This is a genomic window from Microbacterium meiriae, from assembly GCF_040686935.1.
Lineage (GTDB): Bacteria > Actinomycetota > Actinomycetes > Actinomycetales > Microbacteriaceae > Microbacterium > Microbacterium meiriae.
Window position 1 is genome coordinate 721,831 of the sequence record NZ_JBFBMF010000002.1, and the last position, 25,984, is coordinate 747,814.

The following is a 25,984-nucleotide window of genomic DNA, read 5'->3' on the forward strand; positions in this document are numbered from 1 at the left end:
CTGGTGGAGCTGGGGGGAATCGAACCCCCGTCCAACGCTGAGTCTCCACGCCTTCTCCGGGCGCAGTCTGTGGAAGCGTTCTGCTCGGCTCCGACCTTTGTCACAGACACCTAAGTCGACGAGCCCAGCCTGGGAAGAGTCCCACGTGACGTCCAGACGCCGTCACGCAGCAAGATTCCTAGATGACGCCAGGATCCGTATCGGAATCACATACGGTCTGACGGACTATCGGGCTCGCTTAGGCAGCGAGGGCGAAGTCGTTGCGCTTGGTTTCGGCAACTATTGTTTTGCAGAGAGCGTTTACGAGATAACTCTGCATCCTCGGCCCGCTTCTCGTGGATTCACAGGCGCTGTCGAAACCGATCAGCCCCGTGGTCCTTCTCTCGAAGGAGCCGCTGTCACACTGTGGAATTGTCACTCCCGGGCGACGAGCACCCGAGCATCTCAGACTACAACGTTCGCGCCTCGGCCGCCATTCCCCGCCGCCGATGCCCGTCGCGTAGAGTCGGCCCATGAGCGATGTGACAGTCACCGTCCGCGGCGAACACGAGGCGCGTCTGTCGCCGGAACGGGCGACCATCCGCGTCACGGTGCGCGCAGAGGGTCCGGAGCGCGCGACCGTCGTCGACCACGTCCTGCGTCTGACCGAACCCGTCCGCAGCAGCATCGTGGGACGTGTGGATGCCGGCACCGCCCTCGACTGGAGCAGCACGCGACTCTCGGTGCGTGCCGAGCGCCCGTGGAACGCCGAGGGGAAGCGTCTCGCCCCGGTGTACTACGCGAGCATCGACGTGACCGCGACCTTCGCGGAGGCCTCGGAGCTTTCCCTCTGGATCTCCGACATCTCCGCGTGGGACGGTGTCGAGATCGGTTGGGTCGACTGGCATCTCACCCCGGAGACCCGCGTCCGCGTGGAACGAGAGGTCGCCGCACAGGCCGTCGGCGTGGCCGTGACGAGGGCCGAGGCCTACGCCGCTGCTCTCGGTCTCGCCCAGGTGACTCCCGTGGAGATCGCTGACACCGGCCTGCTCTCCTCCACGACGCCGGCGCCGGGCGCTCCGCTCGGGAAGGCACGCGACGCCGTCGCCTTCGCGGCCGATGCCGCCCCGGCCATGGAGTACGAGCCGCAGGATATCGTGCTCACGGCAACCGTCGAGGCGCGGTTCCTCGCTCGCTGACCCGCGCCCTCAGTCGGCGACGACGAAGGGGGCGAGGTCGGCGGCGAGGCGCTCCGACACGTGCGCGTGGACGGCGGTACCCGCCTCCTCGTGCTCGACCGACAGCAGCATCCCGGTCTCGTGGATCGCGGCGACAAGGTCTCCACGGTCGTAAGGGATCACGGCGTGGAGCTCGACCGCGGGCTTCGGCAGGGCCTCCTCGATCGCTGCACGGAGTTCGGCGATGCCCTCACCCGACCGCGACGACACGAAGTGCGCCCGCGGCTCCAGGCCGCGGAGAACCAGCCGCTCGTCTTCGGGGATCAGATCGGCCTTGTTGAAGACGACGAGCTCCGGCATGTCACGCACACCGACGTCGCCCATCACGTCACGCACGGTCTGCAGCTGTCCGGCCGGATCGGGGTGCGAGCCGTCGACCACGTGGAGGACGACGTCTGCGTCCCCGACCTCCTCCAGCGTCGAACGGAAGGCTTCGACGAGCTGGTGCGGCAGGTTGCGCACGAAGCCGACGGTGTCGGTCAGCGTGTACACGCGGCCGTCCTCGGTCTCCGAGCGCCGCACGGTCGCGTCGAGGGTGGCGAACAGCGCGTTCTCCACGAGGACGCCCGCGCTCGTCAGCGCATTGAGCAGACTGGACTTTCCGGCGTTCGTGTATCCGGCGATGGCGACAGACGGGATCGTGTTCCGCTTGCGCTCGGCGCGCTTCGCCTCGCGCGCCGGGGCGAAGTCGCGGATCTGCTTGCGCAGCAGCGCCATCTTCGTCCGGATGCGTCGACGGTCGAGCTCGATCTTCGTCTCACCAGGACCGCGCGAACCCATACCGGCGCCGCCGGCGCCGACCTGTCCACCGGCCTGACGGCTCATCGATTCACCCCAGCCACGCAGGCGCGGCAGCAGGTACTCGAGCTGTGCGAGCTCGACCTGGGCCTTGCCCTCCCGGCTTTTGGCATGCTGGCTGAAGATGTCGAGGATCACGGTGGTCCGGTCGATCACCTTGACCTTCACGACGTCCTCGAGCGCTCGACGCTGGCTGGGCGCCAGCTCGGTGTCGGCGATGACGGTGTCGGCGCCGACCGCCGCGACGATGTCCTTCAGCTCCTGGGCCTTGCCTCGCCCGAGGTAGGTGGCGGCATCCGGGTGCGGGCGGCGCTGCAGCACGCCGTCGAGCACGACCGCGCCCGCTGTCTCCGCGAGCGCCGCGAGTTCGCGCAGCGAATTCTCCGCGTCCTCCTGGGCACCCTGCGGGTACACCCCGACGAGCACGACGTTCTCCAGCCGGAGCTGGCGGTACTCGACCTCGGTGACGTCCTCGAGTTCCGTGGACAGACCACCCACGCGCCGCAGCGCGTGCCGATCTTCGAGGTCCCACTGTTCGCCGTCGGCCGTCGAATGCGCGGCCGTCGCTTCGTCCTGGAGTGCCTGCGCGGCGCCGAACGTGCGCACCTCGGAGCGCTTCTCTGCGTTCGCCAGCACGCGGTCGACCGTCTGGTCGTCGGTGGAGGGTGTCTTCGTCTCCGTCATCCGTTCCTGTCTCTGGTTTCCTCGCGAGCCTTAACCTTAGCCCGCGCTGTCCGGTACGCTCACCGTATGGGGTCCGACCACTATTTCACTGCGGCCCCGGCTAGCCCCGAGAACCTGCGCAAGATCCGCGTATCCCTTGCAGGCCGTGAGCTCGAAGTGACCACCGCGAGTGGTGTCTTCAGCCCGGATCGACTCGACGCCGGCACCGCAGTGCTCCTCGCCAACATGCCTCCCGTTCCTCCCGGAGGTCATCTTCTCGACCTCGGGAGCGGGTGGGGGCCGATCTCCCTGTCGATGGCACTGGCCTCGCCGCACGCGACCGTCTGGGCGGTGGACGTGAACGAGCGGGCCTTGGATCTCGTACGTCGCAACGCGGCTGCCCTCGGCCTCACCAATATCAACGCCTCCCTGCCCGAAGATGTTCCCGACGACGTGACCTTCCGCACGATCCGGTCCAATCCGCCGATCCGCGTCGGGAAGAACGAACTGCACGGCCTGCTGGAGAAGTGGATCCCGCGGCTCGACGAACGCAGTGACGCGTGGCTCGTCGTCCAGCGCAACCTCGGCGCCGACTCTCTGCAGCGCTGGATCGCGGCGACCTTCCACCCCGGTTTCAGCGTCTTCCGCACGGCGACAGGCAAGGGCTACCGCATCCTCAAGGTGAGGAAGCACGGGACGCCGCCGACGGAACCGATCGACGTCGTCTGAGACTCCCCCTCGCCGCCTCAGACCAGATCGACTTCGCCCTGGTAGACGAGCTGAGCAGGTCCGGACAGCGCGACGTGCTCCCCATCCTCGGCGGGGAACATCCGGACTCCGAGCGTGCCACCCGGGACCTCGACCTTCCAGTTGTCAGGGGCCTCGGCACCGGCCCAGTAGCGCACCGCGAGTGCGGTGGCGGCCACGCCCGTGCCGCAGCTCAGGGTCTCGCCGACGCCCCGTTCGAACACACGCATCCGCACGTGGCCGACGCCGTCGCGCACGAGGGGCTCGCCGGGCACCACGAACTCGACGTTCGCCCCGGCGGCCGGAGCCGGTTCCAGCTCAGGCGTGCGGGTGAGTTCCAGCAGGCCGAGCTCCGCGTCGGAGGCGAGCGCCACCACGACGTGCGGGTTCCCGACGTCGATGCCCAGTCCGGGCCGGGTCACGGTCAGCCCGTCCGCGCGCACCAGCGGGTCGACGCGAGACAGGCGCCACGCGCCCAGGTCGACCTGGTAACCGCTCACGCTGCGCGTGACGTCACGGACGCCAGCCCTGGTGCCGATGGAGAGCGTACTGCCGGCCTCGATGTCGGCGAGACCGGAGCGCACGAGGTAGTGCGCGAAGACCCGGATCCCGTTGCCGCACATCTCGGCGACCGAGCCGTCCGCGTTGCGGTAGTCCATGAACCACTCGGCATCCGGCTCCTCCGCCAGGGCCGCTGCCCCCTCCGCGATCGCGGACGAACGCACGACTCGGAGAACGCCGTCGGCCCCGATGCCGAAATGGCGATCGCAGAGCACCGCGACCTGCTCCGCGGTCAGCTCCAGCTGGCCGTCGGGGTCGGCGATGATGATGAAGTCGTTGCCGGTACCGTGCCCCTTGGTGAATGCGACCATGGGACCAGTCTAGGGAGCCGTCGAGCCGGCGCTCCGCCCCGCGACGCGGTAACGCCCGCAGAGGAAGCTGCGGTTGCGGGCCACCTCGATCAGATCCAGGTCGAGACGCCGGGGCAACAGTGGGGCACCGCCCCCGAGGGTCACCGGGGCGTATTGCACCCAGACCTCGTCCAGGAGGCCCGCGTCTGCAAACTGTCCTGCCACGTCTCCCCCGCCGACGACCCAGAGGTCCTTTCCTTCCGCCGCATCGTGCATCGCGGCATGGACGTCGGCGATTGCCGCGCTCGTCACACGGACGTCCGCCCCGGTCGGCACGGCGAGCTCACGATGCGAGAGCACCCACGTGGGCTGCTCATACGCCCACCGGCCCTCCTCGTGGCGCATGACCCATTCGTACGTCGATGACCCCATCACGAGCGCCCCGATACTCTTCTCGAACGCCGGATACGCCATGGGACCTTCCATGTCGATGTCCTGCGTCAGAAGCCAATCCAATGAATGCTCCGTCGTGGCGATGTACCCGTCAAGGCTGGACGCGGTGAAGTAATGAGTAGCCATGTGCGCATCGTCGCACGGGCCACCGACATCAGGTCAGGCTGCCAGCAGGTCGGCGACGGCCACCGGCGGCGCCATCCATTCGAGCTCCGGGTAGCGCTTGAACCACGACACCTGACGACGCGCGTAGCGCCGGGTGAGTGCCTGCGTCTCCGCGATCGCCTCCTCGGCGGTGGAGCGTCCCTCCAGCTGTGCGAGCGCCTGCGCGTACCCGATGGCCCGGGGAGCCGTCGTCCCGCGCTCCAGACCCTCGTCGCGCAGCCGCGCGACCTCGGCCACGAGGCCGTGCTCCCACATCCGCCGGACACGAGCATCCAGTCGGGCGACGAGATCGGAGCGATCCACGTGCAGACCGATCAGCCGGGTGCGCGGATGCCAGAGCGTCGGCTTCTCGGGCAGTGTCGCGCCGTGCGTCGCGCTCCCCTGTTCGACGACTTCGAGAGCACGGATCACTCGTCTGCCGTTGCGCGGGTCCACCCGGGCTGCGGCTTCCGGATCGCGCACACGCAGCCGCTGGAGGAGGGCATCGACGCCATCCCGATCCAGCTCCTGCTCCAGACGCTCGCGGATCACGGGGTCTCGAGGCGGGAAGTGGAACTCGTAGACGACACTGGACACGTAGAGTCCGGATCCGCCGACGAGGATGGCGTCGCCGCCCCCCGCGTGAATCCTCTGCACGGCCTCGCGTGCGAGCGGCTGATACCAGGCCACAGCGGCATCCTGCGTCACCTCTCGCACGTCGAAGAGATGGTGCGGAATGCCGCGTCGTTCGGAGACGGGCAGCTTGGCCGTTCCGATGTCCATGCCGCGGTAGAGCTGCATCGCATCCGCGTTGACGATCTCCGCCGGGTTGCCGCGACGCCGGAGCTCCTCGGCGAGATCGAGCGCCAGATCGCTCTTCCCGGTACCTGTCGCGCCGACGACGGCCCAGAGCCGAGGTGTGGTCACACTCCGACGCGGAGAGTCGGCAGGCCGAGGGAGACGGCGCGCGGTGCCCCGTCGCTCGGAGCCGGCACGGCGCACGACTCCGCCTGTCCCCGATCCCAGGCATCTCCACCGCGCGTACGGCGGATGCGCAGCGGCGCGCCGGTCGGATCGTCGGCGAGGAGGTGGAACGGTGCGGCGTGGGTCACCCTCACGGTGACGACGTCACCCGGACGCGGCAGCTCCGAACCCGGGGTCACCTCGAAGTGCACGAGCCGGTTGTCCTGAGCCCGTCCGGTCAGTCGACGGGTCGCCGTGTCCTTCTTGCCTTCACCCGTGGAGACGAGCACCTCGACCTCCCGGCCGACCTGCTTCTGGTTCTCCTCCAGCGAGATGTGCTCCTGGAGCGCGATCAGCCGGTCGTAGCGGGCCTGCACGACCTCCTTGGGCACCTGATCCGGCATGGTGGCCGCGGGGGTCCCTTCGCGGATCGAGTACTGGAAGGTGAAGGCTCCGGAGAATCGGGACTGCTCGACGACGCGCATCGTGTCCTCGAAGTCCTCCTCGGTCTCGCCGGGGAAGCCCACGATGATGTCGGTCGTGATGGCCGCGTGCGGGATGCGTTCCCGAACGCGGTCCAGGATGCCGAGGAAGCGCTCGCTGCGGTACGAGCGCCGCATCGCCTTGAGGATCCGATCGCTTCCGGACTGCAGCGGCATGTGGAGCTGCGGCATGACCGCGGGGGTCTCCGCCATCGCGTCGATCACGTCGTCGGTGAAGGCAGCGGGGTGCGGGCTCGTGAAGCGGATGCGCTCGAGGCCCTCGATCTCACCGGCGGCACGGAGAAGCTTGCCGAACGCCTGACGGTCCCCGAACTCCACCCCGTAGGAGTTGACGTTCTGCCCGAGGAGTGTGACCTCGATGGCGCCGTCCTCGACGAGAAGACGGATCTCGTTGAGGATGTCGCCCGGTCGACGGTCCTTCTCCTTGCCGCGGAGACTGGGGACGATGCAGAACGTGCAGGTGTTGTTGCAGCCGACGGAGATCGACACCCAGCCGCTGTGCGCCGAGTCGCGCTTGGTGGGGAGCGTCGAGGGGAACACCTCGAGGGATTCGAGGATCTCGAACTCCGCGTCGCCGTTGTGACGGGCGCGCTCGAGCAGACCGGGCAAGGAGCCCATGTTGTGGGTACCGAAGACCACGTCGACCCAGGGTGCCTTGTCGAGCACGGCCTGCTTGTCCATCTGCGCGAGGCAGCCGCCGACCGCGATCTGCATACCGGCCTTGCGCCGCTTCACGGCAGCTAGATGGCCGAGCGTTCCGTAGAGCTTGCCGGCAGCGTTGTCCCGCACGGCGCAGGTGTTGATGATCACCACATCGGCCTCGGTTCCGGCGTCGGCACGGATGTAGCCGGCACTCTCCAGAGACCCTGACAGGCGCTCGGAGTCGTGCACGTTCATCTGACAACCGAACGTGCGCACTTCGTACGATCGCTGGCGCCCGTCATCGTCGACGGCCGCTGACGACGCGCTGATGATCGTCGGTTCGCTGCGGGGGATAGTCATGATGTTCCCATTGTACGAGCGTCACCGAGAGGCGACCGCGTGCGGTTGTCAGTCGGAATCCACGAACCGGACGCCGGAGACGCCGCTACCGAAAGACGCCTCCCGCAGCGCCGTCTTCGCGGCGTTCATGGCGACGGAACCGGCGTATCCGCGGCGCGACAGCTGCCCGACCAATCGCCGTAGTGCCGCGTCGGGATCGAGGCGGCTCATCGAGCGCGCTTTGGTCCGTGCGAACTCCAGCGCCCGCTCCGCGTCATCGTCCGGGAGCTCGTCGAGAGCGGCATCGATGACCTCGCGAGGGATGCCCCGCTGTGCCAGCGCCCGGGACAGCGCGACCCGGCCCTGGCCCTTGCGCTCGACCCCGGCCGTGACGAGGAGCTCGGCGAGTACCACATCGTCGAGATAGCCTCGCCGCATGAAGTCGTCGATGACGTCTTCGATCGCGTCTGCGGCGAGCCCATGGCCCTTCAGCACCAGCCGCGCTTCGGAGACGGACAGCGATCGCGTACGGAGCTTCCGCACCAACGACTCCTCCGCCGTGGTGCGGACCTCCTCCGCGGAGGGCGCGCTCTCGCCGGCCTCTCCCCCACCGTCCGACCGGGACGTGTCACCCACTGCACGCAGCCTGGTGTTCTTCGCACCCGCGGTCCCGCGTGCGGGATGACCTGCGCTGGGAGAACCGTCGTCGTCAGCAGTCCGCTTCCCCGCTGTCGCGGGATCGTCCCAGGTCGACCGCCAGAGTCCCGCAGCGTCCGTAGACGGCGCCGACCGGCCGTGCCGCCCGGGCGACGCGCCGCTCGCACCGCCATCCGCCGGGCGCTCGGCACGCGCGGGGCCGCCGAAGAGAGGGATGATGGGGGCGATCCGCTCGGAATCGCCCCCACGCTGATCACTCATCAGGCCGGGCGACGCTCGGCCAGCTCATCAGCACCCGGAGCCGCGGCCGGGCCGCCGATACCGAGCTTCTGCTTGATCTGGCTCTCGATCGCCAACGCGATGTCCGCGTTGTTGAGCAGGAACGTCCGCGCGTTCTCCTTGCCCTGGCCCAGCTGATCGCCGTCGTAGGTGTACCACGACCCGGACTTCTTGACGATGCCGTGCTCGACGCCGAAGTCGATCAGGCTGCCCTCGCGGGAGATGCCGACGCCGTAGAGGATGTCGAACTCCGCCTGCTTGAAGGGCGGGGCCATCTTGTTCTTCACGACCTTGACCCTGGTGCGGTTTCCGACGGCGTCGGTTCCGTCCTTCAGCGTCTCGATACGACGGATGTCCATGCGGACCGACGCGTAGAACTTCAGCGCCTTACCACCGGCGGTGGTCTCGGGAGAACCGAAGAAGACGCCGATCTTCTCGCGCAGCTGGTTGATGAAGATCATGGTGGTGTTGGTCTGGTTCAGCCCACCGGTGAGCTTACGAAGGGCCTGCGACATGAGTCGCGCCTGCAGACCCACGTGCGAGTCGCCCATCTCGCCCTCGATCTCGGCACGGGGCACGAGCGCTGCCACCGAGTCGATGACGATGAGGTCGATGGCTCCGGAGCGCACCAGCATGTCGGCGATCTCCAGCGCCTGCTCACCCGTGTCGGGCTGCGAGACGAGAAGGGCGTCGATGTCGACGCCGAGCTTCGCGGCGTAGTCGGGGTCGAGGGCGTGCTCTGCGTCGATGAACGCCGCGATGCCGCCGGCCCGCTGGGCGTTCGCGATGGCGTGCAGCGTCAGCGTCGTCTTACCCGAGGACTCCGGGCCGTAGATCTCGACGATGCGTCCACGCGGCAGACCTCCCACGCCGAGAGCGACGTCGAGGGCGATGGAGCCGGTGGGGATGACGGCCACAGGGGCGCGCTCATCGCTGCCCAGCCGCATGACCGAGCCCTTTCCGAACTGGCGGTCGATCTGAGCGAGGGCTGTCTCGAGGGACTTCTCGCGGTCGGCGGGTGATGGCATGGTGTGCTCCTTCTGCGCGTGTGCTGCCGCCTGTAGGCTGTCGCGGCTCTTCCGGCTGGAAGGAACTCTCCGACAAGGCGTATGGCTTTTCAGCCTGGCCCTCACGGTACGGCGGGCCTCCGACATTCGGTCGCAGGAGCCGGGGATCGTGGGGATCAGATCCGTCTGACCACTTGTGCAGAAGACTACGCCCGCTTCGAACAGATTTTCGACACCACGCCGGGATCGGCGTGTCGGACATCCGCACACCGGGACGTGACCGTCATCGCCCTCGCGGCTCCAGGCGCCCGACGCCGTGACGGCGCGACTCCGGGACGTCCATGTCCGCGCAGAGCGCCAACCAGATGTCCCGCGGCGGCACCCCGGCGTCGAGCGCTTCGAGCGCGGTGCGCCCGGCCATCCCGGACAGCACGAGGTCGTTCACCAGAGACGATGCTCGGGCGTGGAACTCGGCATCGACGGCGCGCAGGAACTCACTGCGTCGCATAGAGGGGATCTCCGAGACTCAGCGGAGCGAGAGCTCGGGTTCCACGGACGCGACCAGGTCGTCCGGAACGACGTCCGGGAAGACCTGGATACCCTCGAGGACCGAGATGCGATCCCCGACCTCGCGCATGATCGTGGAGATGGGGACGTCGAGCGCCTCCGCCACCGAGGCGAGGATCTCGCTCGAGGCCTCCTTCTGACCGCGCTCGACCTCACTGAGGTAACCGAGAGCGACCGAAGCCTTGCTCGCGACCTGGCGGAGCGTCCGCCCCTTCTGCAGACGGAAGTCCCTCAGCACGTCGCCGATCTCCTGTCGTACAAGAATCATCGGAACCTCCTCCGCAGTTCGTGAATCGAGATCTCCCTCGAAGAGACGGCCAGTCTAGTCCTCCTGGCTTGCACAGAATCTACCCTTGCACTCTGTGGTTTGAATGTGAGCACATCCGTATCAACATGACGCTGCACGTCCCTATTCCCGCAGTGCGGCGGCCATCACGTCGAGGACGGCCGCGACCGTCTGCGCCCGCACCGCGTCGCGGTCGCCTCCGAAGCGGAACTGTTCGGAGCGGCTCAAGGTCGGCGTCACCACTCCGATGTGGACGGTACCCACAGGCTGGCCGTCCGGGGACTCCGGCCCCGCGATCCCGGTGGTGGACACTCCGACGTCGGCCGGGCGCCCGTCGACAGCGACAGCCTCACGCACACCGGCCGCCATCTGCCGCGCGACCTCCGGGTGCACCGGCCCGTATCGTTCCAGAAGCTCGGCATCGACCGCGAGCAGGGTGTGCTTGACCGGGGTCGCGTAGGCGACGACGCCGCCGAGAAGCACCGCCGAGGCGCCGGAGACCGCGACGAGCGCCGCAGACACCGCCCCGCCGGTGAGGGACTCCGCGACGCCGAGCGTCCAGCCCCGCCCCCGCAGAGCGTCCAGAGCCTCGGCCGGCGTCGTGCCGCTCATCGGCTCTGACGCGCGCCGCGCACCTGCGCGACGATGTAGTCGATCCCGCTGACGACGGTGAGCACGAGCACGATGACCATGAGGACGGTCGTCACGACGGTCCACGGGCCGAGCCCGATGAACACGTGCAGCGGCAGGAGAGCCCAGCCGAGGGCGACGCCCTGGAACGCCGTCTTGATCTTGCCCATCCAGGCGGCCGCGACAACGTGCTCGCTCGCGACGACCAGCCGATGGATGGTGATCCCCCACTCGCGGACGAGGATGATCACGACGATCCACCAGGAGACCTCGCCCAGGATCGCCAACCCGACGAATCCCGCGCCGGTGAGGAGCTTGTCCGCGATCGGGTCCCAGAGCTTGCCGAAGTCGCTGACGATGTCGTACCGGCGGGCGAGATAGCCGTCGACCCAGTCGGTGGAGATGGCCACGATGAAGAGGATGGCCGCGATCCAGCGCACGATGAGGTCGGTGAGACCGTATGTCCCGCCGACGAGCAGGAGGACGAAGAACACCACGGCGAGCGGGATGCGCGCCACGGTGATGGCATTGGGGAGCTGTCGGGGAATCGCCATCAGTCGCGTCCCGTCAGGCCCCAGGCGTCTTCGTCGCCCTCCGCTTCGACGACCGGCAGGCCGTCGTACTGCGCCTCGAGCGGATCGCGTCCGGCCGGTGGCGCCGCGGCGGCGGGCGCAGCCGGTGCCGCGGGAGCCGACGGCACGTCCTCGCCACGGAGCTTCGCCATGACCTGCGGCAGCTGCTCGGGGGTCGCGAGCACATCCCGGGCCTTCGACCCCTCCGAGGGGCCGACGACCTCTCGCGACTCGAGGAGATCCATCAGGCGTCCGGCCTTGGCGAACCCGACCCGCAGCTTGCGCTGCAGCATCGACGTCGATCCGAACTGCGAGGAGACGATGAGCTCGGCCGCCGCGAGCAGGAGCTCGAGGTCGTCGCCGATGTCCTCGTCGACCTCCTTCTTCTTCGCCGGCTCCATCGCCTCCTGGACGTCTGCACGGTACTCGGGACGCGCCTGACGCGTGACGTGCTTGACGACCGCGTCGATCTCCTTCTCGTCGACCCACGCACCCTGCAGTCGGAACGGCTTCGACGAGCCCATGGGCGAGAAGAGCGCATCACCCTGTCCGATGAGCTTGTCGGCGCCGGGGCTGTCGAGGATCACGCGGCTGTCGGTGACGCTCGTCACCGCGAACGCGAGACGGGACGGCACGTTCGCCTTGATGAGGCCGGTGACCACGTCGACGCTCGGGCGCTGCGTGGCGAGCACCAGGTGGATGCCGGAGGCACGGGCGAGCTGCGTGATGCGGACGATCGAGTCCTCGACGTCCCGCGGCGCGACCATCATGAGGTCCGCGAGCTCGTCGACCACGACGAGGAGGTACGGGTACGGCTTGAGCACGCGCTCGCTGCCCGGGGGCACCTCCACCTCCCCCGCTCGCACGGCGCGGTTGAAGTCGTCGATGTGGCGGAAGCCGAACGACGCGAGGTCGTCGTACCGCATGTCCATCTCCTTCACGACCCACTGCAGCGCCTCTGCGGCCTTCTTCGGGTTCGTGATGATGGGGGTGATCAGGTGCGGGACACCCGCGTAGCTGGTGAGCTCCACGCGCTTCGGGTCGATGAGGACCATGCGCACGTCGGAGGGGCGGGCCCGCATGAGGAGGCTCGTGATCATCGAGTTCACGAAGCTCGACTTACCGGACCCCGTCGAGCCCGCCACCAGGAGGTGCGGCATCTTCGCGAGGTTGGCGACGACGAAGTTGCCGCCCACGTCCTTGCCGACGCCGATCGTGAGCGGGTGCGTGCTCTTCTGCGCTGCACCCGAGCGCAGCACGTCGCCGAGGGCGACCGTCTCGCGGTCGGTGTTCGGGATCTCGATGCCGATCGCACTCTTGCCGGGGATCGGCGAGAGGATGCGCACGTCGTTGGAGGCGACGGCATAGGCGAAGTTGTTGCTCAGCTGCAGGATCTTCTCGACCTTGACGCCGTGGCCGACCTCCACCTCGTACTGCGTGACCGTCGGGCCGCGGGAGAAGCCGGTGACCTTGGCATCGACCTTGAACTGGTCCAGGACGCTGGTGATCTGCTCGACGATGCGGTCGTTCGCCTCGGACCGCGCGACCGAGGGCGGACCCTCGGACAGCACTCCCGGCGACGGGAGGATGTACGGGGCCACCGGCGCCTGCGGACCGCGGTCGCCGGGTCCCTCAGTGCCGAACCCGTCGAGCCCGGGGAGCTCCGGCATCTCGCCGGTGTCGGACTCATCGTCCAGCAGCGCGGTCGTCTGCTGCTCCGCGAGCGTGTCGGTGACGGAGCGGACGTCGCTCAGCACCTCGGTCGCGGCATCGTACGGGTTCGCCACCGTCACCGCCTGGTCGTACGCCGGGGTGGCCTCCGTGGTGGACAGGAGCGCCGTGATGTCGTCGGACGCGAGCGTGCCCTCGTCAGGATCTTCCTCGCGGCCGGTCTTGTTGCGCCGCCACCAGGGCAGCACGTCCGGGTCGTCGACCTTGTCGGCCTCGTCGACCGTGGCCGAGGCGTCCTTCGCCGGCTTCTCCGGGCGCTCGGCGTCGAACATCCAGGCGTAGAGGTCTCCGAGCCGCGCACCGATGCGGTTCGGCGGTGTCTTCGTGAGGATCAGGATGCTGAGGGCGGCGAGGAGCCCGAGGACGATGTAGGCGGGGATGTCGGTGAGGTACGTGAGCGGCTGCCCCACAAGCCAGCCGAGCAGACCGCCGGACTCGCTCAGCGCGGGCATGCCCTGGTTGGGGTGGGGACGGGGACCGGCGACGTGGAAGATCCCCGCGAGGGCGAGGACGAACATGCCGAAGCCGATCCCGATGCGGCCGTTGTCGTGCACCGACGACGGGTGCCGGAACAGCCAGCCCGCCAAGAGCAGCAGAAGCACGGGCATGATGAACGCCACGCGGCCCACGAAGAGGCCCACGGAGTAGGCACTGATGTTCGACGCGACCTCGTTGCCGATGAAGAACCACTCGTTGACGGCACCGAGGGCCGCCAGGATGACCAGGAGCAACGGGAATCCGTCCCTCCGGTCGTCCTTCTGCAGCGTCTCCGGTCCGAATGCGCGGAAGAGTCCGCCGACGCCGTGCGCGAGCCCGGTCCAGGCGCGCGCGGCGACAGACGGCTTGTCCGCCTCATCGATGTACTTCTTGGGGGCGGGCTGCGCCTTGGGAGCCGCCTGCCGCTTGGGGCGCGACGGCGCGCTCGTCGAGGCGCGCTCGGTCTTGGTGCTGCTCCTGGCCATGCCTCCACGGTACGACCCGCGACCGACATCTCCGCGTCACCACGCGGAATTCGCCGATACGGCGCGCGACAGCACGCCGTATCGGAGGGTCAGGCCTCGATGACGAGAGGCACGATCATCGGACGGCGGCGCAGCTTCTGGTTCACCCAACGACCGATCGTCCGGCGGACGACCTGGGACAGCGCATGCGTGTCACGCACCCCGTTGCCCGACGCCTCCTTGAGCGCGGCGACGATCTTCGGCGCGACGTCGTCGAAGACCGCGTCGTCCTCCGCCACACCTCGGGCGTGGATCTCGGGACCCGAGATGATGCGTCCGGTCGTGGCGTCCACGACGACGATGACCGAGATGAAGCCCTCTTCTCCGAGGATGCGGCGGTCCTTGAGGTCGGCATCGGTGATCTCGCCGACGGTCGAGCCGTCGACGTAGACGAAGCCGAGGTCGAGTTGGCCCGCGACCTTCGCGATGCCGCCCTTGAGGTCGATCACGGTGCCGTTCGAGGCGATGATCGTGTTGTCCTCCGGCACCCCGGTGTCCTGTGCAAGCTTGGCATTGGCGATGAGGTGCCGGTACTCGCCGTGGACCGGCAGGACGTTCTTCGGCTTGAGGATGTTGTAGCAGTAGATGAGCTCACCCGCGGCGGCGTGTCCGGAGACATGCACCTTCGCGTTCGCCTTGTGCACGACGTTGGCGCCGAGCTTGGTCAAGCCGTCGATGACACGGTAGACCGCGTTCTCGTTGCCCGGGATGAGGCTGGAGGCGAGGATGACGGTGTCGCCCTCGCTGATCTCGATCGCGTGGTCCATGTTCGCCATCCGGCTCAGCACGGCCATCGGCTCGCCCTGCGACCCTGTCGACATGTAGACGATCTGCTCGTCCGGGAGGTCGCGTGCCTTCTTGAAGTCGATCAGCACGCCTGACGGCACCTTCAGATAGCCGAGCTGCTCGGCGATCGTCATGTTCCGCACCATGCTGCGTCCGAGGAACGCGACGCGGCGCCCGTTGGCGTGTGCGGCATCGATCACCTGCTGCACGCGATGGACGTGGCTGGAGAAGCTCGCGACGATGACGCGACGCGGCGCCTTCGCGATGACCTGGTCGAGCACGGGGCCGATGGAGCGTTCCGTCGGGGTGAAACCGGGAACGTCGGCGTTGGTCGAGTCGACGAGGAACAGGTCGACGCCCTCTTCCCCGAGGCGGGCGAACGCGCGCAGGTCGGTGATCCGGCCGTCCAGCGGCAGCTGGTCCATCTTGAAGTCGCCGGTGGCGAGGACCATGCCGGCAGGGGTGCGGATGGCCACGGCCAAGGCGTCCGGGATGGAGTGGTTGACCGCGACGAACTCCAGGTCGAACGGACCGACCCGCTCCTCCTGGCCCTCCTTCACGGTGAGGGTGAAAGCCTTGATGCGGTGCTCCTTGAGCTTCGCCTCGACCAGCGCGAGCGTGAGCCCGGAGCCGATCAGGGGGATGTCACTCTTCAGACGCAGGAGGTAGGGCACGGCACCGATGTGGTCCTCGTGACCGTGTGTGAGCACCACGCCGACGATGTCATCGAGGCGATCACGGATCGGCTCGAAGTCCGGGAGGATCAGGTCGACCCCCGGCTGGTGCTCCTCCGGGAAGAGCACGCCGCAGTCGACGATCAGGATCTTCCCGTCGTACTCGAACATGGTCATGTTGCGACCGATCTCCCCCAGACCGCCGATCGGGATGACCCGGAGCGTCCCTTCGTCGAGAGCGGACGGTTCGGCCAGGGGAATGGACATGCTGTCTCCTCAGTCGGACACTCCACGCGTCCGTTCGTTCATGGTGACGCGGCTCAGCGCGTCGTGCCGTGCACCTTCGGCAGGGCGCCGCCCGCGGCCGCGTTGCGGTCGGGCCGGAAGTTCGAGAAGTCCGCCCCCGGCACGCCGCTGACGAGGTCGAGCTCGTCCTCGATGAGGGCGGCCTCCCACTCTTCCGGGCCGACGAGGGGAAGGCGGACGCGCGGGCTGGAGATGCGACCCAGCCCGTGCAGGATGTACTTCGCGGCGACGGTGCCGGGGACGTGCGTCATGACAGCGCGGACCAGCGGCTCCAGGCGCTTGTGCTCCGCAGTCGCCGTGGCGAGGTCGCCGCGGTTCACGGCGTCGATGATCGTGCGGTAGGGCGCGGACGCCACGTTCGCGGTCACGCCGATGAGGCCGGTCGCGCCGATCGACAGGTGCGGCAGCACATTCGCGTCATCACCGGAGAAGTACATGAGGTCGGTCTGATTGAGCACGCGGCTCACCTCGGAGAAGTCGCCCTTGGCGTCTTTCACCGCGAGGATGTTCGGGTGCTTGGCGAGCCGGAGGATCGTCTCGTACTTGATCGGCACACCGGTGCGCCCGGGGATGTCGTACAGGATGACCGGCAGATCGGTCGCGTCGGCGACGAGCCGGAAGTGGGTGAGGATGCCGGCCTGCGTCGGCTTGTTGTAGTACGGCGTGACGATCATGATGCCGTCGGCGCCGGCCTTCTCGCTGGCCTTGTACAGCTCGATGGCGTGCGCGGTCTCGTTCGATCCGCCGCCCGTGATGATCTTCGCCCGGCCGGCGGAGACGGACTTCCCGACCTCGACGAGCTTGAGCTTCTCGGGGTCCGTCAGGGTCGAGGTCTCGCCGGTCGTTCCCGTCACGACGATGCCGTCCGCGCCTGCGGTGATCACGTCATCGATGTGCTTCTCGACGGCGGGCCAGTCGACTTCGCCGTCGGCCGTCATCGGAGTGACGAGCGCGACGAGAACCTGTCCGAAAGGGTTGCCCGAGTGCGTCATGCGTCCAGCGTATCGGGTCGGATGCCGCTGCCGCGGACGGTGACGGGAACCGTCAGACCCGACCACGACGGGCGACCGCCGCGGTGAGGGACCGAGGCAGCACCTTCGTCACGGCGACGACGGCCTTGTAACGCAGCGAGGGGATGGACACGGACTTCCCGCGCGCGGCGTCCCGGAGGCCTTCGCGCACGACGTCTCGGGCATCGAGCCACAGGAACGACGGCACGCCCTCCTCGCCGACCGCGAGACCCATCCGCTCGTGGAACGACGTGTGCGTGAAGCCGGGGCAGAGCGCGGTGACGCTCACACCGTCCGGACCGTAGGCCGTGTTCGCCCAGCGGCTGAAGTCGATGAGCCAGGCCTTGCACGCGGAGTACGTCGATCGGGAGATGAAACCGGCGACCGAGGCGACGTTGATGATCCGGCCTCCCCGCCCCCGCATGGTCTGCAGGGCCGCGTGCATGAGGCGCATGGAGGCCTCAACGTGCAGGCGCAGATGCCGCACCTCGTCCTCGATGTCATTGTCGGCGAACTGCAGCGGCAGCCCGAAGCCGGCGTTGTTCACGAGCAGGTCGATCGGGTCGTCCCGGTCACGGAGCCGAGCCGCGACGCGTTCGACGCCGTCCTCCTCGGACAGGTCGGCCGGAAGCACCTCGACGGCCACTCCCCACTCGCCGCGCAGCTCCGTCGCAAGAGCCGACAGCGACTCCTCCGAGCGGGCCACGAGCACGAGATCGGCGCGCCGACGAGCCAGCTGACGGGCGAACTCGGCTCCCAGCCCGGCGCTGGCTCCGGTGATCAGTGCGGTGGGCATCAGCGCTCGTACCTCACGAAGCGATACCGGACGCCGGTACGGGACGTCAGCCAGTCCCCCTCGTCGACCACGCGCCACCCGGTCTTGGGCGGAGCGAACGTGTCGCCGGCGACCTCGAGGTCGAGCTCGGTGACCTCGAGCCGGTCAGCGTCGGCGATCACCTGACGGAAGATCTCCGCCCCGCCGATGATCCACACCTTCTCCTGGCCGCGGACGGCCTCGGACACCGTCGCCGCACGGCGGGCGCCGTCGGCCGCCCAGTCCTGCTGGCGGGTCACGACGATGTTGTCGCGCCCGGGGAGCGGCCGGAACCGTTCCGGCAGCGAATCCCAGGTCTTCCGTCCCATGACGACAGGTGCGCCCTGCGTGGTCGCCTTGAAGTGCGCCAGGTCCTCCGGCACATACCAGGGCATACCGCCCTCAGCACCGATCACGCCTCCGGCGGCCTCGGCCCAGATGAGTCCCACCCAGGTCATACCGCCACCGCCGCCCGGATCGGTGCGTGGTGCTGGTAGTCCTCGACGACGAAGTCCTCGAACCGGTAGTCGAAGATCGAGTCCGGCTTCCGCGCGAACCGCAGGGTCGGGTACGGGTAGGCCTCTCGCGTGAGCTGCTCGCGCACCTGCTCGACGTGGTTGTCGTAGACGTGGCAGTCCCCGCCGGTCCAGACGAAGTCGCCCGGCTCCAGCCCCACCTGCTGCGCGATCATCATCGTCAGCAACGCGTAGGAGGCGATGTTGAAGGGCACGCCGAGGAACATGTCCGCGCTGCGCTGGTAGAGCTGACAGGAGAGCTTGCCGTCGGCGACGTAGAACTGGAACAGCGCGTGGCACGGTGCGAGGGCCATGTCCGGGATGTCCGCGGGGTTCCAGGCGGACACGAGAAGGCGCCGCGAGTCCGGTGACCGCCGGATCTGCTCGATGACCTCGGCCAGCTGATCGATGCTGCCGCCGTCGGGAGTCGGCCAGGACCGCCACTGGACGCCGTACACCGGGCCGAGGTCGCCGTCCTCGTCCGCCCACTCGTCCCAAATCGAGACGCCGTTCTCCTGCAGCCAGCGGACATTGGAATCGCCGCGCAGGAACCAGAGCAGCTCATACGCGATGGACTTGAAGTGGACGCGCTTCGTGGTGATGAGCGGGAAGCCCTCCGCGAGATCGAAGCGGATCTGCCGCCCGAACACGCTCGTGGTCCCGGTCCCTGTGCGATCGCTCTTGTGCGTGCCCGTCTCGAGCACGTCGCGGAGCAGGTCTTCGTACGGAGTCGGGACAGCGGCGCTCATGGTTGTCAGGATACCCGCCTCGGTCGCCCCGAAGGCGGTGTCATCGGCGCGATGCTCTCGTCACGGATGGACACATCGCGGCGCCCCTGGTCCTCCGGCCGTACGCTCGACGTGTGTCCCCCGCACTCGCCCTCGCCGCCGTGGCCGCGCTTCTCGCACTCGCCACCCTCGTCGGTCTCGCGCTTCGTCGGCGTGAGGGTCGTCGACGCAACGGCGGCGACCTGAGGTTCGAGCCGGCGGATGCGGCGGGCGCAGCCTTCGGCGCGAGCGCGACCCTCGTGCAGTTCAGCACCGAGATGTGCACCCGGTGTCCGCAGGTGCGCCGGCTGCTCGGCGCGTACGCTGCCGAGACGACAGGGCTCGCACACATCGAGGTCGACCTCACGCACCGACCCGACCTCTCCGCCCGGTACCGGGTGTTGCAGACCCCCACCACGTTCCTCGTCGACGCCTCGGGTGTCGTCCGAGCCCGATTCGGGGGCGTGCCCGCCCGGGATGCCCTGGCCACAGCCGTCGCCACCCTCGTCTGAAGCGCAGTCTGGAGAACCCGATGACGACATCCGCTGGGATCGACCCGCGAGGCCCCCGTTTCGCCGCCGCGATCACCGCATTCCTCCTCGCCGTTGCGACGTTCCTCGCACTCATCGGCATCTCCACGACTCCCGCCGGCGCAGAGCGCGCCGGCTGGTTCGCCGTCCAGCCGCAGAGCGGCTCCGTCTTCGTACCGGGGGGCGCGTGGGCACTGCCCTCAGTAGAGCCCGTCGCGCGCGTGCTCGACCCGGGCTTCCTCCTTGCGACGCTGATCGCGCTGCTGTTCCTCTGGGGAGTGGTCTCGCCGGCCACCGCACCGTGGGGCGTGCTCTACCGCCGCCTCGTCCGTCCGCGCCTGGCGCCGCCCGTCGAACTGGAGGATCCTCGTCCCCCGCGGTTCGCCCAAGGCGTGGGCCTCGTCGTGGTGGGGCTCGGCCTCCTGCTCCACCTCGCCGGCGTGCCGTGGGCCCTTCCGATCGCCACCGCCGCGGCGTTCCTCGCCGCTTTCCTCAACGCCGTGTTCGCATTCTGCCTCGGCTGCCAGCTCTACCTGCTGCTGCAGCGCGTCGGACTGACCGGGAGAACGCGCCGCACCGCGTGATCCCGGTTCCCGGCGGCCGTCTCGCTCGGTAGGCTGGCGACCAAGCGACGCCGCTCCCCCGGTGGCGTCAGAACCGGAGGAACCATGCCCGTCACCAGTGAAGCCGCCGCCACCTGGACCGGATCGCTCACGGAGGGTTCCGGCACGGTCGCCTTCTCCTCCTCGCATCTGGGGACGTTCCCGATCGACTGGAAGTCCCGCAGCGAGGGCAGCGACACCACCACGACGCCGGAAGAGCTCATCGCCGCGGCCCACGCCTCCTGCTTCAGCATGGCGCTCTCGCACGCCCTCGCCGAGAACGGCACCCCGCCGGAGCGCGTCGACACCAGCGCCTCGGTCACTTTCAAGCCAGGCGTCGGCATCACCGGCAGCCACCTCAACGTCAACGCCACGGTTCCGGGTCTGACTCCGGAGAAGTTCCAGGAGATCGCCGAGGGCGCCAAGACCGGGTGCCCGGTGTCCCAGGCTCTCGCAGGCATCGAGATCACCCTCGAGGCGACGCTCGCCTGAGCTCCGCGGACGTCAGGCGCGGGACAGGCTGATCGCCTGCCGGATGCTCGCCCTGGCGTCCTTCCTGCGCCCCGCGGCATCCTGCACGACGCCGAGCCGGTAGCGCGCACGCCAATCCGTGGGCGCCGCCTCCGCTTCCGCCGTGTAGCGCGCGACGAGCGCGTCCGCGTCCTTCCTGGCGATGCGGCCACTGGGCGTGAGCTCGGTCTCGACCGGCGGCATTCCGCCCTCGGCGTCGAGCAGACGCCCCAGACGATCCGCTCCGAAACCGAAGAGCATCTCGCGAACCAGGGCCCATCCGCCGACGGGGGCGAGCACGAGGAGGGTGACGCCCATCCCGATGGAGACCGGCGTCCCGACGGCCAGGAACATGACCGCGAGCCAGCCCGCGACCGCGAGGTACAGCAGGAGGGCCGCCGCCATCAGTGCGACGCCGATCCGCGACATCACGAGCGGATGCCGATGTCGAGCATGTTCTCCAGACCGACCACGACTCCGGACGCGCTGGCCGCATACGGCACAGCCAGCCGGATCCCCGGCGCGTAGGCCAGCGCCGCGTCGGTGGTGTCATGCGTGAACGTGAGCGACTCCCCCGGCCCGGACAGGATCACCTCCTGCTTCGCGATCACCCCGGGCCGCCGGAGGGAGTGGATGGGCACGCTGCCGACCTGCTGCCCCCGCGCGCGCTGATCCGCATGCGGGGCGCTGACGGGGCCCTGGGACGCCCTCGCGGCGGCGATCAACTCCGCCGTGCGGACGGCGGTACCGCTCGGGGAGTCGACCTTGGTCTCCCGATGCGCCTCGACGATCTCCGCAGAGCCGAAGTACGGGGCGGCGGCCGCGGCGAGGGCCGAACCGAGCACGGAGCCGAGGGAGAAGTTGGGGATGAAGACCGCTCCGGTGTCAGCGGCCTCGACCAGCGGCCGCACGAGCGCGATCCGCTCGGCCGACCAGCCGGAGGTGGCGACGAGGATGTTGAGGCCGTGCTCGACGGCGGTGCGGACCACATCGATGCTGATCTGCGGAGTGGACGCGTCGATCACGAGGTCCGCTCCCGCGAGCTCCGAAAGGTCACTCGCCGAGGTCAGCACCCGGCTCACCTCGAAGCCTTCCAGCTCGCCGATCACCGCGCCGATGATCGTTCCGAGCTTTCCGGTCCCGCCGACGAGGGCTACCTTCGTGGTCATGCGTCCAGTCTATTTTCCGGGCGTCGAGCGGAGGCCGCGGCGCGCGGATACGGTGATCACACCAACAGCGCGTCGGGAATCCCCGTCCGCAACTCCATCGGGAGGTGGCCGGTGTCGTTGTGCGTGAGCAGGGTCCACGGCCGACCCTGCTTCTGGGCGATCACCGTCAGTCCGCAGTGCGACTGGTTCAGCGTCATCCACCGCCAGTCGGGTGCGGCGAGCACCTCGCGCACGAACCACGAGATCACGAAGTTGTGTGTGATGAGCACCTCGTGCACGTCTCCGGTCTTACGCACGAGGAACTCGTTGACGGCGTCGGACATCTGGGCGCGACCGGCCTCGATCTCGGCTTCGGTCACCGAGCCGAAGAAGGGTTCGAACACCGCCGGGGTCTCCTCTGTCATCCCCGTGGGGACGCAGTCGAACAGCAGAGCGGACGGTGCGGGGTCCACGGACGGGAGGCGACCGGCGATCGATCTCGCCGTCTCGGCTGCGCGGAGCAGCGGCGAATGCCACACGGCGTCGAGCGGGAGCCCGGACAGCCGATCCGCGATCAGCTCCGCCTGCCGCTGGCCGCGCGGCGAAAGGGGTCCGTCGGCGAGACCGTGCTCGGCATCCTGATGTTCACCGTGTCTGACCAGATATATGTAGTGCGTCACAACTCGCTCGCTCGCCTCATCGCCAGCATCCGCCGGTCTTCCTCTTCCACCCTATGTCACGGGCAGCGGAAGCTCAGGCGCCCGCGCGGGTGAGGTCGGCCACCTGCGCCCGGGACAGCGTCACACCGGCGCCCTGCATGAGCTCGTCGACATGGTCGGTCGCGAACGTGTTCACGATCGGCGCGGCGACCGTGCGCTGCGCGAGCAGCCAGGCGATGGACACAGCGGCCACCGGCACTGCCAGTTCGGCGGCCACCTGATCCAGCGCGCGCAGCACCTTCGTACCGCGGCGGTTGAGATTCCCTCGCAACTGCTCTCCGCGGACGCCTCGTGACGCGAGCGCCTTGGTGCGGTGGCGCCCGGACAGGAACCCGTGCTCCAGGGCATGGGACGGCGTGACCGCGAGGTTCTGCGCGCCGGCCACGAGCCGCAGATCACCTTCGAACGGCTGCCGCCGCACGAGGTTGTAAGGCGTGTCGATCACGGTGATCCGCGGGTACCCTGCGGACGCGAGGATGCGGGCCTCCACCAGCCGCTCCGGGGTGAAGCCGTACGCGCCGAGCGCGCCGATCTTCCCAGCCTCGACGAGCCACTCGACCGTGGCCAGCGTGTCCTCGAGGTTGGTGGTCGCATCCAGCGTGGCGTCCAGGTACAACACGTCGATGCGCTCGACGCCGAGCCGGGTGAGCGACCCCTCGACGGCGCGGACGAGGTTGACCGACCCCAGACCGGGGTTGTCGGCATGCGCTCCGATGCGGACGCTGAGGACGACGCGCTCCCGTTGGTCGCGCGACCGCAGCCACTGCCCGAGGATGTGCTCGCTCCGACCGCCGGAGAATCCGTCCGCCGTATGGATGGCGTTGCCGCCGAACTCCACGTAGCGATCGAGGATGCCGTGGCTCGTCTCGAGGTCGACGTTCCAGCCGAACTCCGCGGCGCCGAGCATCAACGGGAACGTCTCGTATCCGGTCTCGCCGATGGCGGTGCGGATGGACTCCCCCACACCGGGGCCGACGATGGGGATCGGGGCGGAGGGATGATCCTCGTGCTCGAGCGCGACGCGTTCCGCGTCGGGACCTGCGCCTACGCCGAACAACCGCATACTCTCACCCCCGCTGCGATCGGCTGGACCGATCGACATCACTGCTTCTCCGGCACCCCCCGGTGCGTACTTCGAGGGTATGCGACGTGCGCGAGCGTCCCGGCCAATCCGGGGAACGGCGCGCAAACTTCCCATAACGTTTCGATCACGGATCAGACGACGGAACCCGAGCCCCTCCCGACGGAGGGACCCGGGTTCCGTGTCGACCGTGTCCTACTCGGCGGCGGCGTCCTCGGCCGGAGCCTCGTCCGCGGCGGGTGCGTCGTCGAGCACGGGCTCGAGCGACAGCTTGCCGCGGTCGTCGATCTTCGTGATCTTGACGAGGATCTTCTGGCCGACGGAGAGCACGTCCTCGACGTTCTCCACACGCTTGCCACCGGCGAGCTTGCGCACCTCGGTGACGTGCAGCAGGCCGTCCTTGCCCGGCAGCAGCGAGATGAAGGCGCCGAAGGTGGCGATCTTCACGACGGTGCCGAGGAACTGCTCGCCGACCTCCGGGTTGGTCGGGTTGGCGATCGCGTTGACCTGGGCGCGGGCGGCCTCGGCCGAGGGGCCATCGGTCGCGCCGATGTAGACGGTGCCGTCCTCCTCGATGGAGATCTGCGCACCGGTCTCGTCCTGGATCGCGTTGATCGTCTTGCCCTTCGGGCCGATCAGCTCACCGATCTTGTCGACCGGGATCTGGACGCTGATGACGCGTGGCGCAGTGGGCGCCATCTCGTCGGGCGCGTCGATCGCGGCGTTGAGGACGTTGAGGATGGTCAGACGAGCATCCTTGGCCTGGGTCAGCGCGCCCGCGAGCACCGACGACGGGATGCCGTCGAGCTTCGTGTCGAGCTGGATGGCGGTGACGAACTCGCTGGTACCGGCGACCTTGAAGTCCATGTCACCCAGCGCGTCCTCGGCACCCAGGATGTCGGTCAGCGCCGCGTACCGGGTCTCGCCGTTCACCTCGTCGGAGACCAGACCCATCGCGATGCCGGCGACGGGAGCGCGCAGCGGCACACCCGCGTTCAGCAGCGACAGGGTCGAGGCGCACACCGAACCCATCGACGTGGAGCCGTTGGAGCTGAGCGCCTCGGACACCTGACGGATCGCGTACGGGAACTCCTCGCGGCTCGGCAGCACCGGCACGAGCGCGCGCTCGGCGAGGAAGCCGTGCCCGATCTCGCGACGCTTCGGCGAACCCACGCGGCCGGTCTCACCGGTCGAGTAGGGCGGGAAGTTGTAGTGGTGCATGTAGCGCTTGCTCGTCGTGGGCGACAGCGAGTCGATCTGCTGCTCCATCTTGAGCATGTTCAGCGTGGTGACGCCCAGGATCTGGGTCTCGCCGCGCTGGAAGATCGCGGAGCCGTGCACGCGCGGGATGACCTGCACCTCGGCGTCGAGCGGACGGATGTCCGCCAGGCCGCGGCCGTCGATGCGGGTGCCCTCGGTGAGGATGCGACCGCGGACGATCTTCTTCGTGACGGACTTGTACGCCGCGGAGAACTCCAGCGGTGCCGCAGCCGGGAGCGAGCCCGCCTCGGTGGCCTCGATGAGCTCGGCCTTGACGCGATCCTTGATCGCGTCGTCGGCGTTCTGACGCTCGGTCTTGTCGGCGATCTGGTACACGTCGCTCAGCTCGGCGAAGGCACGCTCGGACACGAAGTCATAGACCTCGTCGCTGTACGCGGGGAAGACCGGGTAGACGCCCGGCTCCTTCGACGCGGTGGCGGCGAGCTCGGCCTGCGCCTTGACGAGCTGGGCGATGAACGGCTTCGAGGCCTCGAGGCCCTGGGCCACGATGGTCTCGTCGGGCTTGGTGGCGCCGGCCTTGATCAGGTTCCAGCTGCCCTCGGTCGCCTCGGCCTCGACCATCATGATCGCGACGTCTTCGGAGCCGTCGGCCTTGGTGACCACGCGACCGGCGACGATCAGGTCGAACACGGCCTCGGACACCTGCTCGGCGGTCGGGAACGCGACCCACTGGTCCTCGTGCTGGCCGTGACCGGGGATGAACGCGAGGCGCACACCGGCGACGGGGCCCGAGAACGGCAGACCCGAGATCTGCGTCGACGCGGAGGCGGCGTTGATCGCGAGGGCGTCGTAGAACTCGCCCGGGGCGATCGAGAGGACCGTGATGACGATCTGGACCTCGTTGCGCAGACCGTCGACGAACGACGGACGCAGCGGACGGTCGATCAGACGGCAGACCAGGATCGCCTCGGTCGAGGGGCGACCCTCACGACGGAAGAACGAGCCGGGGATCTTGCCGGCGGCGTAGGAGCGCTCCTCGACGTCGACCGTCAGCGGGAAGAAGTCGAAGCCCTCACGCGGGTGCTTGCCCGCGCTCGTGGCCGAGAGCAGCATGGTCTCGCCGTCCAGGTAGGCGGCGACGGCGCCCTGAGCCTGCTGCGCGAGGCGGCCGGTCTCGAAGCGGATGGTGCGGGTGCCGAAGCGGCCGTTGTCGAGAACGGCCTCGGTGGCGGTGATTTCAGGACCTTCCAA

General features: G+C 68.7%; 27 protein-coding genes and 1 other RNA gene. 5 read left to right on the forward strand and 23 right to left on the reverse strand.

What is annotated here, in order from left to right:
* Position 1 precedes the first annotated feature (1 nt).
* Positions 2 to 371, reverse strand: a transfer-messenger RNA (tmRNA) gene (gene ssrA / locus AB0P08_RS08965).
* Positions 372 to 512: 141 nt separating this feature from the next.
* Here ssrA and AB0P08_RS08970 point away from each other — a divergent pair.
* The gene (locus tag AB0P08_RS08970) at positions 513 to 1,178 is read left to right on the forward strand and encodes an SIMPL domain-containing protein (RefSeq protein ID WP_363589451.1); all 666 of its coding nucleotides are present in this window, start codon (positions 513 to 515) and stop codon (positions 1,176 to 1,178) included.
* 9 nt (positions 1,179 to 1,187) lie between these two features.
* On the opposite strand, the gene hflX is transcribed toward AB0P08_RS08970, so the two are convergent.
* Positions 1,188 to 2,699, reverse strand: coding sequence for a GTPase HflX (hflX, locus tag AB0P08_RS08975; RefSeq protein ID WP_187663899.1), 1,512 nt, complete (start codon positions 2,697 to 2,699; stop codon positions 1,188 to 1,190).
* 66 nt (positions 2,700 to 2,765) lie between these two features.
* Here hflX and AB0P08_RS08980 point away from each other — a divergent pair, with 66 nt between their 5' ends.
* A complete protein-coding gene (locus AB0P08_RS08980; RefSeq protein ID WP_363589453.1) occupies positions 2,766 to 3,407 on the forward strand; it encodes a class I SAM-dependent methyltransferase in 642 nt (213 codons plus the stop codon).
* 17 nt (positions 3,408 to 3,424) lie between these two features.
* Here the strand turns inward: AB0P08_RS08980 and dapF are convergent, their stop codons facing one another.
* The 16 genes from dapF to AB0P08_RS09060 form a co-directional block, all read right to left on the reverse strand.
* On the reverse strand, positions 3,425 to 4,297 hold the full coding sequence (gene dapF / locus AB0P08_RS08985) for a diaminopimelate epimerase (protein ID WP_363589455.1): 873 nt from the start codon (positions 4,295 to 4,297) through the stop codon (positions 3,425 to 3,427).
* Between the two features lie 9 nt (positions 4,298 to 4,306).
* Positions 4,307 to 4,855: a dihydrofolate reductase family protein gene (locus tag AB0P08_RS08990; protein WP_363589457.1), complete on the reverse strand. Its 549-nt coding sequence runs from the start codon at positions 4,853 to 4,855 to the stop codon at positions 4,307 to 4,309.
* Positions 4,856 to 4,888: 33 nt separating this feature from the next.
* Positions 4,889 to 5,800 (reverse strand): tRNA (adenosine(37)-N6)-dimethylallyltransferase MiaA, encoded by a 912-nt coding sequence (miaA, locus tag AB0P08_RS08995; protein ID WP_363589459.1) that lies wholly within the window; start codon positions 5,798 to 5,800, stop codon positions 4,889 to 4,891.
* A complete protein-coding gene (gene miaB / locus AB0P08_RS09000) occupies positions 5,797 to 7,341 on the reverse strand; it encodes a tRNA (N6-isopentenyl adenosine(37)-C2)-methylthiotransferase MiaB (protein WP_363589461.1) in 1,545 nt (514 codons plus the stop codon). The genes miaA and miaB overlap by 4 nt, the downstream gene beginning before the upstream one ends.
* Positions 7,342 to 7,389: 48 nt before the next feature.
* Positions 7,390 to 7,956 (reverse strand): regulatory protein RecX, encoded by a 567-nt coding sequence (locus tag AB0P08_RS09005; RefSeq protein ID WP_363589463.1) that lies wholly within the window; start codon positions 7,954 to 7,956, stop codon positions 7,390 to 7,392.
* Positions 7,957 to 8,237: 281 nt separating this feature from the next.
* The gene (gene recA, locus AB0P08_RS09010) at positions 8,238 to 9,284 is read right to left on the reverse strand and encodes a recombinase RecA (protein WP_187663892.1); all 1,047 of its coding nucleotides are present in this window, start codon (positions 9,282 to 9,284) and stop codon (positions 8,238 to 8,240) included.
* Positions 9,285 to 9,546: 262 nt separating this feature from the next.
* Complete coding sequence (locus AB0P08_RS09015; protein ID WP_363589465.1) at positions 9,547 to 9,771, reverse strand: DUF3046 domain-containing protein; 225 nt, start codon at positions 9,769 to 9,771, stop codon at positions 9,547 to 9,549.
* 18 nt (positions 9,772 to 9,789) lie between these two features.
* Complete coding sequence (locus AB0P08_RS09020) at positions 9,790 to 10,098, reverse strand: helix-turn-helix domain-containing protein (RefSeq protein WP_025103227.1); 309 nt, start codon at positions 10,096 to 10,098, stop codon at positions 9,790 to 9,792.
* A 141-nt stretch (positions 10,099 to 10,239) separates the two neighbouring features.
* A complete protein-coding gene (locus AB0P08_RS09025; RefSeq protein WP_363589467.1) occupies positions 10,240 to 10,728 on the reverse strand; it encodes a CinA family protein in 489 nt (162 codons plus the stop codon).
* Positions 10,725 to 11,300, reverse strand: a complete 576-nt coding sequence (pgsA, locus tag AB0P08_RS09030; protein WP_363589468.1) for a CDP-diacylglycerol--glycerol-3-phosphate 3-phosphatidyltransferase — start codon at positions 11,298 to 11,300, stop codon at positions 10,725 to 10,727. Before pgsA ends, AB0P08_RS09025 begins: the two co-directional genes overlap by 4 nt.
* A complete protein-coding gene (locus AB0P08_RS09035) occupies positions 11,300 to 14,011 on the reverse strand; it encodes an FtsK/SpoIIIE family DNA translocase (protein ID WP_363589470.1) in 2,712 nt (903 codons plus the stop codon). The genes pgsA and AB0P08_RS09035 overlap by 1 nt, the downstream gene beginning before the upstream one ends.
* Before the next feature lie 89 nt (positions 14,012 to 14,100).
* Positions 14,101 to 15,777 carry a ribonuclease J gene (locus AB0P08_RS09040; protein ID WP_259953985.1) on the reverse strand — a complete coding sequence of 559 codons (1,677 nt, stop codon included), beginning with the start codon at positions 15,775 to 15,777 and terminating at the stop codon, positions 14,101 to 14,103.
* A gap of 53 nt (positions 15,778 to 15,830) precedes the next feature.
* Positions 15,831 to 16,808 (reverse strand): 4-hydroxy-tetrahydrodipicolinate synthase, encoded by a 978-nt coding sequence (gene dapA, locus AB0P08_RS09045; RefSeq protein ID WP_187663886.1) that lies wholly within the window; start codon positions 16,806 to 16,808, stop codon positions 15,831 to 15,833.
* Positions 16,809 to 16,860: 52 nt separating this feature from the next.
* Positions 16,861 to 17,622 carry an SDR family NAD(P)-dependent oxidoreductase gene (locus tag AB0P08_RS09050; RefSeq protein ID WP_187663885.1) on the reverse strand — a complete coding sequence of 254 codons (762 nt, stop codon included), beginning with the start codon at positions 17,620 to 17,622 and terminating at the stop codon, positions 16,861 to 16,863.
* Positions 17,622 to 18,098, reverse strand: coding sequence for a dihydrofolate reductase (locus tag AB0P08_RS09055; protein ID WP_363589472.1), 477 nt, complete (start codon positions 18,096 to 18,098; stop codon positions 17,622 to 17,624). Before AB0P08_RS09055 ends, AB0P08_RS09050 begins: the two co-directional genes overlap by 1 nt.
* The gene (locus AB0P08_RS09060) at positions 18,095 to 18,904 is read right to left on the reverse strand and encodes a thymidylate synthase (RefSeq protein WP_259953989.1); all 810 of its coding nucleotides are present in this window, start codon (positions 18,902 to 18,904) and stop codon (positions 18,095 to 18,097) included. The genes AB0P08_RS09055 and AB0P08_RS09060 overlap by 4 nt, the downstream gene beginning before the upstream one ends.
* Before the next feature lie 113 nt (positions 18,905 to 19,017).
* Between AB0P08_RS09060 and AB0P08_RS09065 the strand changes: the two genes are divergently transcribed.
* The 3 genes from AB0P08_RS09065 (at position 19,018) to AB0P08_RS09075 (ending at position 20,546) form a co-directional block, all read left to right on the forward strand.
* A complete protein-coding gene (locus AB0P08_RS09065; protein WP_187663882.1) occupies positions 19,018 to 19,434 on the forward strand; it encodes a TlpA family protein disulfide reductase in 417 nt (138 codons plus the stop codon).
* A 20-nt stretch (positions 19,435 to 19,454) separates the two neighbouring features.
* Positions 19,455 to 20,036, forward strand: coding sequence for a DUF4395 family protein (locus AB0P08_RS09070; protein WP_187663881.1), 582 nt, complete (start codon positions 19,455 to 19,457; stop codon positions 20,034 to 20,036).
* 84 nt (positions 20,037 to 20,120) lie between these two features.
* Complete coding sequence (locus tag AB0P08_RS09075; protein WP_336500605.1) at positions 20,121 to 20,546, forward strand: OsmC family peroxiredoxin; 426 nt, start codon at positions 20,121 to 20,123, stop codon at positions 20,544 to 20,546.
* A 12-nt stretch (positions 20,547 to 20,558) separates the two neighbouring features.
* Here AB0P08_RS09075 and AB0P08_RS09080 read toward each other — a convergent pair whose 3' ends face one another.
* The 5 genes from AB0P08_RS09080 to AB0P08_RS09100 form a co-directional block, all read right to left on the reverse strand.
* Positions 20,559 to 20,993, reverse strand: coding sequence for a tetratricopeptide repeat protein (locus AB0P08_RS09080; protein WP_187663879.1), 435 nt, complete (start codon positions 20,991 to 20,993; stop codon positions 20,559 to 20,561).
* A complete protein-coding gene (gene dapB, locus AB0P08_RS09085) occupies positions 20,993 to 21,733 on the reverse strand; it encodes a 4-hydroxy-tetrahydrodipicolinate reductase (RefSeq protein ID WP_363589475.1) in 741 nt (246 codons plus the stop codon). Before dapB ends, AB0P08_RS09080 begins: the two co-directional genes overlap by 1 nt.
* Positions 21,734 to 21,789: 56 nt before the next feature.
* The gene (locus tag AB0P08_RS09090) at positions 21,790 to 22,392 is read right to left on the reverse strand and encodes a histidine phosphatase family protein (protein ID WP_187663877.1); all 603 of its coding nucleotides are present in this window, start codon (positions 22,390 to 22,392) and stop codon (positions 21,790 to 21,792) included.
* A gap of 73 nt (positions 22,393 to 22,465) precedes the next feature.
* On the reverse strand, positions 22,466 to 23,494 hold the full coding sequence (locus AB0P08_RS09095; RefSeq protein WP_187664141.1) for an aldo/keto reductase: 1,029 nt from the start codon (positions 23,492 to 23,494) through the stop codon (positions 22,466 to 22,468).
* A gap of 213 nt (positions 23,495 to 23,707) precedes the next feature.
* Positions 23,708 to 25,984: a polyribonucleotide nucleotidyltransferase gene (locus AB0P08_RS09100; protein ID WP_187663876.1), complete on the reverse strand. Its 2,277-nt coding sequence runs from the start codon at positions 25,982 to 25,984 to the stop codon at positions 23,708 to 23,710.